General features: G+C 49.6%; 12 protein-coding genes. 5 read left to right on the forward strand and 7 right to left on the reverse strand.

The genetic code is table 11. From position 1 onward, the window contains the following. Positions 1 to 9 precede the first annotated feature (9 nt). The 4 genes from cysK to HRE53_RS09925 all read right to left on the reverse strand — a co-directional run bounded on the left by cysK (position 10) and on the right by HRE53_RS09925 (position 2,833). Positions 10 to 954: a cysteine synthase A gene (gene cysK / locus HRE53_RS09910; RefSeq protein ID WP_235110227.1), complete on the reverse strand. Its 945-nt coding sequence runs from the start codon at positions 952 to 954 to the stop codon at positions 10 to 12. Positions 955 to 1,026: 72 nt separating this feature from the next. Beyond that, positions 1,027 to 1,464: an Rrf2 family transcriptional regulator gene (locus HRE53_RS09915; RefSeq protein WP_212663284.1), complete on the reverse strand. Its 438-nt coding sequence runs from the start codon at positions 1,462 to 1,464 to the stop codon at positions 1,027 to 1,029. Positions 1,465 to 1,578: 114 nt separating this feature from the next. Continuing rightward, positions 1,579 to 2,418 carry an A24 family peptidase gene (locus tag HRE53_RS09920; RefSeq protein WP_235110228.1) on the reverse strand — a complete coding sequence of 280 codons (840 nt, stop codon included), beginning with the start codon at positions 2,416 to 2,418 and terminating at the stop codon, positions 1,579 to 1,581. A 130-nt stretch (positions 2,419 to 2,548) separates the two neighbouring features. After that, positions 2,549 to 2,833, reverse strand: a complete 285-nt coding sequence (locus HRE53_RS09925; protein WP_235110229.1) for a hypothetical protein — start codon at positions 2,831 to 2,833, stop codon at positions 2,549 to 2,551. A 418-nt stretch (positions 2,834 to 3,251) separates the two neighbouring features. Here HRE53_RS09925 and HRE53_RS09930 point away from each other — a divergent pair, with 418 nt between their 5' ends. The 3 genes from HRE53_RS09930 to rsmG are packed head-to-tail and all read left to right on the forward strand — an operon-like array spanning position 3,252 to position 6,071. Then, on the forward strand, positions 3,252 to 4,940 hold the full coding sequence (locus HRE53_RS09930; protein WP_235110230.1) for a DUF3352 domain-containing protein: 1,689 nt from the start codon (positions 3,252 to 3,254) through the stop codon (positions 4,938 to 4,940). A 46-nt stretch (positions 4,941 to 4,986) separates the two neighbouring features. Next, on the forward strand, positions 4,987 to 5,265 hold the full coding sequence (locus tag HRE53_RS09935; RefSeq protein WP_235110232.1) for a 4a-hydroxytetrahydrobiopterin dehydratase: 279 nt from the start codon (positions 4,987 to 4,989) through the stop codon (positions 5,263 to 5,265). A gap of 23 nt (positions 5,266 to 5,288) precedes the next feature. Next, positions 5,289 to 6,071, forward strand: coding sequence for a 16S rRNA (guanine(527)-N(7))-methyltransferase RsmG (gene rsmG, locus HRE53_RS09940; RefSeq protein ID WP_235110233.1), 783 nt, complete (start codon positions 5,289 to 5,291; stop codon positions 6,069 to 6,071). A gap of 53 nt (positions 6,072 to 6,124) precedes the next feature. On the opposite strand, the gene HRE53_RS09945 is transcribed toward rsmG, so the two are convergent. Beyond that, complete coding sequence (locus HRE53_RS09945) at positions 6,125 to 6,805, reverse strand: 2OG-Fe(II) oxygenase (protein ID WP_235110234.1); 681 nt, start codon at positions 6,803 to 6,805, stop codon at positions 6,125 to 6,127. Positions 6,806 to 7,135: 330 nt separating this feature from the next. Here HRE53_RS09945 and HRE53_RS09950 point away from each other — a divergent pair, with 330 nt between their 5' ends. Both HRE53_RS09950 and HRE53_RS09955 read left to right on the forward strand, forming a co-directional pair. Further along, positions 7,136 to 7,378 (forward strand): hypothetical protein, encoded by a 243-nt coding sequence (locus tag HRE53_RS09950; protein WP_235110235.1) that lies wholly within the window; start codon positions 7,136 to 7,138, stop codon positions 7,376 to 7,378. Further along, positions 7,311 to 9,776: an ATP-binding protein gene (locus HRE53_RS09955; RefSeq protein WP_235110236.1), complete on the forward strand. Its 2,466-nt coding sequence runs from the start codon at positions 7,311 to 7,313 to the stop codon at positions 9,774 to 9,776. The genes HRE53_RS09950 and HRE53_RS09955 overlap by 68 nt, the downstream gene beginning before the upstream one ends. A 40-nt stretch (positions 9,777 to 9,816) precedes the next feature. Here HRE53_RS09955 and HRE53_RS09960 read toward each other — a convergent pair whose 3' ends face one another. Both HRE53_RS09960 and HRE53_RS09965 read right to left on the reverse strand, forming a co-directional pair. After that, complete coding sequence (locus tag HRE53_RS09960; protein WP_235110237.1) at positions 9,817 to 11,271, reverse strand: DASH family cryptochrome; 1,455 nt, start codon at positions 11,269 to 11,271, stop codon at positions 9,817 to 9,819. Between the two features lie 2 nt (positions 11,272 to 11,273). Continuing rightward, on the reverse strand, positions 11,274 to 12,971 hold the full coding sequence (locus HRE53_RS09965; RefSeq protein WP_235110238.1) for a TolC family protein: 1,698 nt from the start codon (positions 12,969 to 12,971) through the stop codon (positions 11,274 to 11,276). Positions 12,972 to 13,012 lie beyond the last annotated feature (41 nt).

The following is a 13,012-nucleotide window of genomic DNA, read 5'->3' on the forward strand; positions in this document are numbered from 1 at the left end:
TTCAAACCGCTAATGAGATTCGGCATCGTGGAACAGGGGTGTACTGAGATAGCGCTCACCAAAGCTAGGCTGAATCATCACAATCAATTTGTCTTTATTTTCAGGTCGTTTCGCCACTTGGATCGCCGCGCATAGGGCTGCCCCGGATGAGATGCCCGAGAGCAACCCTTCTTCCCGCGCTAACCGCCGACCATAAGCGATGGCATCGTCATCATTGACCAGAATCACTTCGTCAATCAGATCCACTTTTAAAACGGGAGGTATAAATCCCGCCCCGATCCCTTGAATTTTGTGGGGACCAGGTGATCCACCGGATAAGATCGGGCTGCCTTCCGGCTCCACTGCGATCGCCTGAAACGATTTCTTCCGAGCTTTTAAAACTTCTGCCACCCCGGTCAAGGTACCCCCCGTTCCCACTCCGGCAATTAAGAAATCTACTTTGCCATCGGTATCGGCCCAAATCTCCTCTGCTGTGGTTTGGCGATGAATTTGGGGATTAGCTGGATTACGAAACTGCTGCAGCATATAGGCATTGGGGAGAGTATCCACTAGCTCCTGGGCCCGTTCGATACAGCCCCGCATCCCTTCTGTTCCAGGGGTCAGTTCTAGCTCAGCTCCATAGGCCCGCAGCATCGCCCGTCGCTCGGCACTCATGGTTTCCGGCATCGTTAAAATCAGGCGATAGCCTTTGGCCGCCGCCACCATTGCTAAGGCAATCCCCGTATTACCAGAGGTGGGTTCCACCAATACCGTGATGCCAGGATGAATCAGTCCTTGCTTTTCAGCAATAGCAATCATATTGCTACCAATCCGATCTTTCACTGAAGAGGACGGATTGAGGCTCTCCAGCTTGATAATAATTTTGGCAAGGCACCCTTCCATCTTGGGAATGCGATTGAGTTGAATGAGCGGCGTTTTACCAATCAGTTCAGTAATATCGTGGGCAATACGCATAGTGAAAGTCTCTGCTTATCAGTTCGGTCAAGGGGGGAAGCGCAGCTCAGGCATCTGAGGCCTGCCCTTAGTTTAGATGTAATACATTAAGTCAATTTGTTTTTTAGCATCTCTGCGATCGCAAAGATCTTGCAACGTACAATTCTTGAGGATCTGACTCGCCGCCTGATCTGCTTCTTGCCACAGTTCCTGGACCACGGCTTTCTCCGTCGTCAGTCCCGGTTGAGGCAGGGCGTTCGGTTGTGCGTCTCTCCCTTCTATACAGTTAATGATTTCTAGAAGGGTAATTTTCCAGGGTTCACGGGCCAATAAATATCCGCCGCGAGCCCCCCGCTGCGAACAGACTAAACCTGAACGACGCAGGATTGCCAGGAGCTGTTCTAAATATCGATCGGGAATATGTTGTTGGGCTGCAATTTGGCGGATTCGTAGCGGCTCCCCTTGAGGGTAGTGATCCACCAGAGACAGTAATGCCAACACCGCATATTCACATTTACATGACAATTCCACAGGGCAAGCCCCCCTGAGGCAACGACAGCCTTGGACCTAGTATACTCCGGTTCTCCATCGGAGTTTAGGGATTATCATGTCTGGCCCCAACCTCAGGGGGCAAGAGACCAAAACTCACCCTAATTCAATTCCCATCCAGCCATACAGCCACAAAATCCCCTGCTGATAGCCCGTCCAAATGTGAGCCCCCCACATCATGCAAAGCAATGCTCCCAGCACAAGGAATGGGCCAAAAGGAATGTACTGAAATCGGCCGATCTTGCCAAAAGTTCGACCTCCTAGCCCCACAATTGAACCGACTAGACAGGAGAGAAATAGGGTTAGCAAGACATATCGCCATCCTAACCAAGCACCAATCATCGCCATCAGTTTGCTATCGCCGCCGCCCATGGCGACACGGCCAAAAGCCAGGTGGGCCAGGAAACCAATCACATCAATCAGCCAGATCCCAACAATTACTCCTAAAGCACCGAAGGTAAACCCTTGGGCCGCCCCCACAAGACCATTTTGATGCCAACCGACTAGAGTCTGAAACGTAATGCCTGAGATCACACCTAACTGGGTCAGGGGATTAGGCAGTAACATCACATCTAAATCAATCAGAGCCAGGGAAATGAGCACGCTGGCAAACAGCCAATAGCCCAAGGTCTGTAGTTGATAGCCAAAAACCAAGAAGATCCCCAGAAACATACAGGCTGTGGCTGCTTCAACTAAGGGATACCGACTAGCTATCGGGGTTTTACAATAGCGACATTTGCCTTGAAGCCACAGCCAACCTAGAACAGGGATATTGTCATAAGGCTTCAGTGGGGTGTGACATTTAGGGCAGCGAGAGGGGGGATGGAGTAAAGATAAGCCCTCGGGTAGCCGATAAATTACGACATTCAAAAAGCTACCGACCGAAGCCCCCAGGCTAATCACCAGTCCATAGATAAAGATTTCTGCCCAACTCATACCTTTATGCGCACAGATATCCAGATCCCAGGGTGGATCACGGCTATCTTTTGAGTGCTTCTCCTTGATGTTTGAAGGGAGAAAACCTCTGCCAGAGAAGTTCCACTCCTATAGGCAGGATACCCACTCTCTAATTGAGTTCGATATCTTCGGGTTGAGATGACTCGTCGATTTCGATTTGTTCAGCAGAGATAAAACATTCATGGGGCAGCAAGATGGGTTGCTCCGAAAAAATCAGTTGTCCGCGCCCTGTATTCCGATCCATTGCCACCCCAACAGGAGGCTGTGCATCGATATGGATCTGGCAATAGGATTGATATGCCTCACGAGCAGTTGCCAACATCATGTCTGGAGATGGCAATTGAATCGCTTCAGAATGTCGATTTTGATCAGGGGGATTATGAACGAAAGTCACTCGAATATCCCTGTTTTACTAGGTTGAATTACCTGTAATTTGTAGCAAGAAACCTCTATTTCAGCAAGGGCAAAGATAGAATTTACCGATAAAAAGTTGTACTTATTCTCATTTTTTGAGGCCAATAATCCACAAAAGGAGTGATGAATTGAGAGTCAACATCTCTTGAATCAGCCTGACCATCCCCCTAGCCAGGTATTCTCATTCGCAGTGTCCGGTGATTTTAGGGGCAATAAAACGAAACTATTCTAAAATGCGATGGACATCTTCTGGTTATTGCCGTCTGCATAGATGAATAATGACCGATCAATCATGGGGACACCTAGGGATTTGGCTGATTCCTAATTGCGATCGCAGGCTTTACCTAAGTTAGTGAAGTTGTGCATACTGACCTCTACACCTTGGATTTAACTCAACCATGAGCGAACGACCCACTCGACCGACCCGACCCAACCGATCTAAGCTGGCCAAGCGGAAGCCGCAAAAAAACCAGTCACGGACTTTGATGTTGACATTGGGTGGCGCAGCGTTGCTGGTGGTAGGCGGTACCCTCGCGTTCTTTCTGCTTCAAGGTGAAGAGAAAGCGGGGCCTTTACCCCTGGGTTCCAAAGTAGTGCCCAGAGATGTGATGTTGAGCGTCACCCTCAATACCGGGGGTAACCAATGGCAACAAATCGCCCAGTTCGGCACCCCTGACACTCAAAAGACGTTGCAAGACCGGCTCCAGCAACTAGAGACGGACGTATTGAAACCCAATGGCCTGTCCTATAAAGCCAATATCCAGCCCTGGGCCGCCAATCAACTGACCATGGCTCTGTTGCCCCCCACGGTGGAATCGGTGGAGGAGCAAAGCCAACAAGCCACCATTTGGATAGTGCCCATTCGAGATCAAGGCCAATTTGAAAAAGTCTTTCAAAATAAGCTGACTGCTGCTAATTCGACAGATACGCGCACCTATAAAGAAACAAAGGTGTATGAATTTGATGCAGAGGATGGCAAACGCTATGGTTTTGCCACGTTAGATAATCGCTGGTTAGTGTTTACGTCCGCCGATGCCCCCATCAACGCCGTTATCGATACCCATAAAGGGAAGCCCGCCTTAGCCGATGTGCCCCGCTATCAAGAGGCCCTCAAAGAAATCGAAAACGATGCTGCGATCGCAAAGGTCTATATTAATGTCCCCATTGCCGCGGCTCAGATGAGTCGAGTGCCCTTATCCCCAGCCAGCCAGGAACGCATTCAGAGTGTCCAGGGAATTGGCTCAACCCTGATGGTAGTCAATGATGGCATCCAATTTAAGGCGATCTCTTGGCTAAAGCCCGATGCCAAAGACACCTTAGAGACCAAAAACGAGGCTAAAGATATTGCCAAACATTTACCCGACGATACGTTATTGATGACCTCGGGAGGGAATTTCCAACAGGTCTGGCGGGACTATGCCCAGGGAAATTTAGCCAAACTGGTGTTTCCCCTCAATCCCAAAGCTTGGAATGATGACCTGAGCAAACGCACGGGCATTGACTTCAATAACCAGTTTGTTAGCTGGATGGATGGAGAGTTCTCTACCGCCATCATCCCTGCCCAAACCAAGGATAAAAAAGGGGTCGGGATCGTTTTCTTAGCGAAGGCCAAAGATCGGACCACCGCCAATCAGGCCTTTCGAGCCCTCGATGAGGCCATGCGCGATCGCTTTAATTTTCTAGTGACTGAATCCAAAGTGGGGAAGAAAACCGTAACGAACTGGAAGGTGCCTCCCGGACTCCCCATTGCCAGTCATGGCTGGTTAGATAATGATGTGGCCTTTTTTACCCTTGGGGCTCCCATCGCCAACCGCTTGCTCCCGGCTCCGAAGACAAATTTAACCCAAGCCGCGAGCTTTAAAGGGGCCACTACTTCAGACTTGGACCCCAATAACGGCAATTTCTATATTGATATGCCGCGCATGCTGGGATTGCTAGACACCAATCCCCTACTGCCAAAACTGACGCCAGACACCACAAAATTTATGCAAGGGATTGAAACAATTGGCGTGACGACAGCCATTAACAATGAGTGGAGTACCCGCTACGACATTCATGTCAAACTAAAGAAGAAGAAAGAATCCTAGTCGCCCTGGCGCGGCAGACCCACAACATTCAGATTGGAGGTTTCTCATGGCTGCAAGGTTAGATGATGCGACCATTCGTGAACGGGCACAGTCCCTCGCCGGTTGGACCGTAGACGGCCAATCCCTCAAAATCACCCGCAAGTTCAAGGATTTTTTGGCGGCTATGGCTTTTGTCAATCGCCTGGTAGACCCTGCTGAAGCCGCAGGCCATCACCCCGATATTTATATCAGCTATAACCGGGTCGATATTACCCTCACTACCCATGATGCGGGGGGACTGACGGAAATGGATTTCCAAATGGCCCAAACGATTTCTAATCTATAGAACTAGATCCAGACGGACAACCTATGAGCGACCGCACATTACCCAATCGATCTGACGTGTGGCTGCAAACCTTGGGCTGGCAACCGACCTCGGAGCAGGAACAGCAGTTTGAACGCTTGTTTCAGCAAATTCTGCAGGCCAATCAGCAGCTTAATCTCACTCGAATTACGGATCCCCAAGACTTCTGGGAAAAACACCTGTGGGATTCTCTCGTGGGTATTGCGCCTTGGTTGCCGCCTGGCTCTCCTATACCTACTTGGCTCCAAGACCTAGCGAGCTTATCTACAGACCTCAACCAAGCCATGCGGGTGATCGATATTGGTACAGGGGGTGGGTTTCCGGGTTTACCGATCGCAATCATCAAACCGACCTGGCCCATTACTCTACTCGACTCTACCCAAAAGAAGCTGACCTTTCTAGAACAGGCAACGGCTGACCTGGGGTTGGAGAATGTGGAGGGGTGTTGCGATCGTGCTGAAAATCTAGGCCAACAGTCTCCCTATAGAGAATCCTTTGATCTGGCCCTCGTTAGAGCCGTGGGTCCAGCCTCAGTCTGCGCTGAATATGCACTCCCTTTATTAGCCTTGCAAGGCTATGCCGTGCTGTATCGCGGCCAATGGACAACGGAAGAGCAGGAGGGATTAAAGGCTGTAGCATCCAAACTTGGAGGAGAGGTCGTGGCGGTATTGCCTGTGACAATGCCCCATTCTCCAGGCATCCGGCACTGTATCTATCTCCGCAAAACCCAACCCACCGATCCCAAATTTCCGCGACGAGTGGGTGTGCCGGCCCGAAAGCCGCTGTAAGTTCACACCTATTTATTGTTTTTGCACCTAAGTTATTGCACCTAAAATTAGCGCTATCGATAGGCTTCTAATCCACCAATCCAGGTGACGAGGGCACGGCGCATTCCTGCGGTCATAGCGGTAACACGATGCAAGGTATAGCTAGGGAAAATGACGAGGGTGCCCCGGGAGCGAGGCATCAGGACGGGCTTTTGGGTGGCATGGAGTTCTAGTCCACCGCCTACGTAGGTATCAGGGGCTGAGAGCTGCACTGAGACAGACAGCTTCCGCAAGCCACTCCGCCGAGAGCCAATATCTTGATGCCAGGTGTAATGGCCACCGGGTTCATATTCCGTGAGTTGAATAGAGCTTTCAAATCCATCTAGCCGAAACTGCCAGTTGTCAGCATTAACCTGAGCAACGTGGTTCATGATTTTTTCGTAGATCCACACGCTATCTGGGTATTCATTTAACCGCAACCAGCGTAGGGTGCTGTCGCGGGTTGCTTTGTGGACCGCTTTACCGCCCACTTCTCCGGTCATGGTTTTGACTTTGGAAAAGTAAGTTTCGATGGCATCACATTCTTGATCGCTAAAGCAATGCTCTAGAGCGACATATTTGCTAATGGTGGCGTCGTTGGGGTTTTCGGAAACAAATTGAATTTTGGTCTCAACCTGCCGATCCATCAACTGGATGTTATAGACCTGTTGGTTGATGACTTTATATTCAACATTGGATTGGGCAGGGTCAGGCATAGTGGCTTGGGCACAAGGACTGCGGCATATTATCGAGATTGTATCTTTATCTACGGCTTGGCTAGGGAGGGTGCAGCTTTTCTTTAGCTTAGGGTTTGACAAAAAATGAACGACTAATCATCACCATTGATGGCCAAATTTTAGATAGATTTTGGGGTTTTTATTCGTCACTTTTTGGCTTGAAGCTATCTTAAAAATATCCTGACAAAAGATACTTTACCCATGATTTCAGGATTAAATAAGGTAATCTTGCCAAATCCACTTAAATTATGGGTTCTGAAACTCCTCCCCCCTCCACCAGAGCATTTTTTGAAGTCTGCAACGGAGTCAATGGCTCAGTTGCTTCGCTGGATCGCGGAGTTAGTCCGACAGCGCAATTGGTACATGCTGTTGGTTTTAGTAGGAGTAGGGCTAGCACTATTAACTCATTTCGGTCGAGATCAGCTCAATCAATTCATCAAGCCAGAATATCAAACTGCCTTCTCATTTTTTGCTATGGGGTGGGGTGGGGTTGATCATTTTAGTGGCTTTGGGGTTTGCCCTCAAAACCCTGCCTCGAACTCAGCCCCCTAACCTCGAAGATTTAGCAGAGCGCAAAGCGATTAAGGGACTGCGACCCTTTAGCCAAGACGATGCAGAAATTTTTGCCCGATTGCAGCGAGAACGATTGCTCCAAACTTGTGTAGAAGTGATCACTAGCTCTGACTTCCGATTTGGAATTTTAGTAGGAGAGTCGGGGTGTGGGAAGACCTCTGTTTTACAAGCTGGAATTTTACCTCAGTTTCTGAGACCCGAATGTGAATTCTGCGGTGTGTATGTGCGGTTTTCGGACCAAGAACCGTTGGCTGCCATTCGGCAGGCATTAGCTGAGCAGCTCGAAATTCCGATGGAGTGGCTGACCACTAAACCGGATGCACATCCCTTCTTAGTGCTTTTAACTCAAGCGGTGGCTGCTGCGGACAAGCCTGTGGTCCTGTTTTTGGACCAGTTTGAGCAATGGTATGTCCATGCCAAGCAGCCCGAGGATCGTCAGCCCTTTTTGCAAGGGTTAATGGCATGGTACAAACAGCCCACTCCGCCAGTGAAGATTCTGGTTTCGATTCGTTCAGATTTGTTTTTCCATATTGTAGAAATCCAGAAGGCACTCCACTTTGACCTCGGTCCCCAGGATGTGTTTCAGTTAGCCAAGTTTACGCCTGCTGAAGCGACCCAGGTATTGGCGGTGATTGCTCAAACAGAAAATCTCTGGTTTGAGGAATCTTTTGTGATGGAGCTGGCAGAGCAAGAGTTGGCAGGTCGGGAAGATGGGCTGATTTCTCCGGTGGATGTGCAGATTTTGGCTTGGATGATTGAACGCCAAAATGCCTCGGAGTTGCGGGCCTTTAATCGTCAAGCTTTCCAGAAGTTTGGGGGGGTGGAAGGGCTGTTGATGCGGTTCTTGGATAAAGCCTTGATGGCTCGGGTCTCGGAGGGACAGCGACAGGCTGCCTTGAAAGTATTGTTGGCCCTAACGGATTTGGAACGGCAGGTGCGGGCAGGGGTTTTAACGGTCAGTGAATTACAGCAAAAATTAACGGGGTCTCTCTCTTCTCAAGAGGTGCGCGAAGCGGTGAGATGGTTGGAACGGGGAGATGTACGGCTGATTACCCCAATCAACCGACAGCAGCAAGAAGTGGGGTATGAGCTGGCCCATGAACGCTTAATTCCATCCTTACTCAAACAGGCGGGTCGTGAGCTATCGGCGGCAGATCAGGCGAATCAGCTTTTGGATCGACGAGTCAATGAATGGTTGGGAAATAAACGCAGTGGGCATTATCTCTTTGGTCCACGGGAGTTGTGGTCGATTAAACAGCAAAAGCCCTATTTAACCTGGGGCCCCAAACGGCCCCAAAAAGAAAAACTGTTGGCTTTAAGCTGGCGGCGAGTGCAGGGATTTACGGGGGCATTGATGGCAGTTTGTTTAGGGATTTCTGTGTTTTTAGGTTGGCTATGGTATATCCCGGCAGGACAAATGCAGCAGGTGCGGTGGGCCTTGGTGAATCCAATGGGTGGCCCCTTAGATAGAGTTAGCGATGAAGATGCAGTCAGTGCAGCGATTGCTTTTGCCAAAGATGGCAAAAAACAAAAAGCGATGGATATGGTGACCCAATATGTTGATCTTCCAGGGAGTCAGGCTCAATTTTTTAGTCAATTTACATCTGTGTTGATTCATGAGACTGACCATCAATCCATCAAAAAAGATTTAAATCTAATGCAAGTAAGGGCCGAAAAAATTGATGACCCATATTCCAAATCCATTGCCCTGATAGCGATTGCAGCCGCCTATGGTCAAATCAATGACCCCAAACTCGCCCAGGAAGGATTAAAGAAGATTCTAAAAGCTGCAGAAGCAGCTAATGCCGAACGTGTTATGGAAGCAATTTCTGTAAAATATGCCTATCTAAACGACTGGGGGCAGTCATTAAAGGCCCTGAGATATTGCCCAGAATCTTGGAAAGTGAAAGCCCAGATCAAACTTTTGACTCTTTGGGCTGAGCAAAAAAAACCTAGATTAATCAATGGCGCAGTGATTGTAGAGCAGCCTGAAGCATCTGAAGAACGGGGTAAATATACCTTCAAGGCCAATCTTTATGGTCCTACAGAAGGTTGTAATCAGTATGTGGATTGGTGGGAAATCCTAAGTGAAGATCAGGAGCTATTAGATCGCCCCCATTTTGACATTAGTCATGATGATCAACAGCCTTTCTCTAGTACAAGTAAGCCCATCCAAGCGTCAGACAATCAAACACTTCTAATTCGGGCTCACCTCCATCTAGAAGATAAAGATAAAAGTGGCTATGAGGCCAGACAGGCTTGGAAAGGAACGATCAAAGATGGCTTCGAAATGATTCGCCTACCTGAGAAATATGCCACCGATCTTGCCAAAGCGGACCCACAACCCAAACCTTGCCAAGATAAGTCCCTAACTTAAACTTCAGTAATCCAAGCAGATTAAGCAAACAATGGGCTTTCTATCGATTCACTACTCGGTTATAAATCTGTTCATTCACCTTCGCCGATTGCCACAAATCCACCATCGGCTCTGGATAATCCTTGCCAATCGTCAACCCAAACATCTCTTGCTCCAACGCCGTTAACTGCCAAGGCGTCTGTACCTGTCCCCCCGGCACAGTCTTTAACTCCGGTAACCAATGGCGCACATAATCCCCCTGGGGGTCATAATCCTTCGCCTGTTTCACAATATTAAAAAATCGGAATCCACGGGCATCATTCCCCACCCCCGCCGCATAATTCCAATTGCCCCAATTGCTGCACACATCGTAATCAATCAGGCAGGATTCAAACCATTCAGCCCCCATTTGCCAATTCAGCCCCAAATTCTTGGTTAAAAAGCTGGCCACATTCTGCCGTCCCCGATTGGACATAAACCCCGTTGCTGCTAACTCCCGCATATTGGCATCAATTAACGGGAATCCTGTTTGGCCTGTTTGCCATTTCTCGAAGGTTTCTCGATTGTCTTGCCACGGCAACGCCAGCCCCTGCAACCCCGACAGGCGAAAGACTCCCTTGCCATGCTTGGCACAAATAAACCGAAAATAATCTCGCCAGATCAGCTCAAAAATCAGCCAATACGTAGAATTATTTTTGACTCGCTCTTGCTCATAGGCCTGCACCTGCTGGTGAATATAGCGCGGCGATACACAGCCCAAGGCTAACCAAGGCGAGAACTTCGTGGAATCATTGGGCTGCAGCATCCCGTTACGGGTTTCCTTATACTGCTTTAGACAATCTTGCTCCCAGAGATAGTCCTGCAATCGCTCCAGTGCTGCCGTTTCTCCACCTGAGAACCGAATCATCGCCCTGGAGTCTGGCTGAGCAGTGGATAATCCCCAGTTTTCCAGTTGGGGCAGCTCACCTGGCTCAGAATCTGGCAGTGCCGATAAAGTCTGTGGTGTCGGGAACGGGGGTTTAGGCTTAGCTGATTTTTCTACCTGCTTACGAAACTGGGTAAACACCTCCGGCAGCTCTCGAATCGGAAAGGGCAGCTGTTCTGGGTGATAGAGGGTACTGCTCCAAAACCTTAGGCAATCAATCCCTAGGTCGGCTAAAGCTTTGCGCAGATGGTTTTCGACCTCCACCTCTTCAGAGGTAACCTCACGGTTGAAATACACTGCATCGACATTCAACGCTTGCGCTAGCTCAGGCAGAATCGTTTCAGGATGGCCCTGGCGCAGGATCAGATCGCTCTGCTTAGCCCGCAAGGATTGACGCAAATCCGCCAGACTCTCCAGCAAAAACTGGGCTCTAAACGGTCCTGTTTTGGGAAAGCCAAAAGGCGTTTGACCGAACTGGCGTGGATCGAAGCAGTAGCAGGGAATCACATCCGCATTAGAACGCACCGCCTGATGCAGCGGGGCATGGTCATGGAGCCGCAAGTCATTGCGAAACCAAATGAGAACGCGCACCCTTAACCTCCTGGAGGTGTCACCCCACTGACGGGTTGCGCATAGCTAGTGGCCCGCTGGAGGGAAATTAAAGCTCGGTTATAGTTCAAAATAGCGGAAATTAAGTTACCTTTTGCCTGAGTCAACGAGTTTTCAGCACTGGTCACATCTAGCTGAGTGCCAATCCCGGCGCTCGATCTCAACCGCGCTAAGGCCAAACTTTCCTCTGCCAACTGAACACTGCTCTGGGCCGTATTAATATTGCGTAAATTCGACTGCAGATCGGAATAGGCTTGCTCTACTTCAAACCGCAGATCATTTTTGGTATCGGCAAATTGGGTTTCTGCGATCGCAATACTTTCTTCCTGCTGTGCCGCCCTAGATTTAGCCGCTTTTCCATCAAAAAAGTTGATGGACACTTGCAAGCCGACCGCATAGCCAAACGCACCGGACACACCATCATCCAGCCCTTCTACCACTTCCGCACTGGCAAAGGCCTGCAGTTGGGGCTTATTTGCTGCCAGAGCAACGCGACGCTGCTGCTGAGCCAACTGACGTTGACTGAGGAGCTGCGCCAGTTCCACCCGATTTTGGAGGGCCAACACAATACTTTCTTCTAAGGTCAACAGCCAGCCGCCAGCAATATTGACCTGATCCGCAGCCGACAGGTTGACGGTTTCTTTCACATTGAGCCGCTGGGCCAGTTGGCGTTGGGCAATCTTCTGTAAATTCTCGGCCTGGGTGGCATTTTGGATCGTATCGGCTAACTGAACTTCCGACTGCAGCACATCAAATTTGGTACCAAGCCCAGCCTGTTCCCTAACCCTAGCGACCTCAAGGCTAGCCTCCGCATTCCGCACCGCATCCTTCGACACAGTAATCAGGGCTGACGATTGTTGAAGATTGTAGTAGTCATTAGCCACATCCAAGCGCAATTGCTCAAGCTGTCGCTTCAGCTCTAACTCAGAAATTTTGACCTGGGCCTTAGCTGCCCCAATTTGCCCCGACCGAAACCCGGAAGTATAGATATTGTAGGTAGCCGATACCGTCCCTTGAATTCGATTCGAAATGCCTCCACTGTTCCCTTGACTAATCGGCACTGCAGCAATGGGCTGCAAAGGTGCCACATTCGTAATCGCAAAGGGCGTCGCGCTAGTATTGGCACGCAACTGCAGCTGCTGAATTTGCTGATCAAAAATTTGCTGTTGACTCTGGTTTTGATCCTGCTGTAGCCGGGACTGCAGTTGCTGAATATCGATAGACAGTTCCTGTTGGGACTGAAACTGCTGGGTTTGCAAACTTTGCAACGTTCGCTGCTGAGCTTGAAGTTGAGCCGCCGCATCCACCTGAATTGGCGTTTGGTTGAGCAGAAAATTAGCAGAATCCGTCCGGGTCAAGGCTGACTGCACACTCACGGTGGGCCAGTTGGCGGCTTTAGCCTGGGTCAAAAAACTCTGGTTTTGCTGCAGCTGTAGCTCGGTCACTTGTAGGGTCAGATTATTGCGCAGGGCTAACTCATAAGCCTGTTGGAGAGCGAGGGGCTGATTGAGATTAATCTCTACATCTGACTCTTGAGTGGGCAAACTCAACAAGGAGGAGTCGCGGTTCAGTTTAGGTTCTGGCACAGCTGTTTCAGGGGTCTGCCCCAAAGACGGCTGTCCCCCAAGGCCAATCAGGGCTATCCCTAAACCAGCCGCCACAAGATACAGTCGGATCACCATATTGCTGGACCTATCAATTCTTTGCTCATATGCTATGGGGA

The organism is Acaryochloris sp. 'Moss Beach', assembly GCF_021497025.1.
Classification (GTDB): Bacteria; Cyanobacteriota; Cyanobacteriia; order Thermosynechococcales; family Thermosynechococcaceae; genus Acaryochloris; species Acaryochloris marina_A.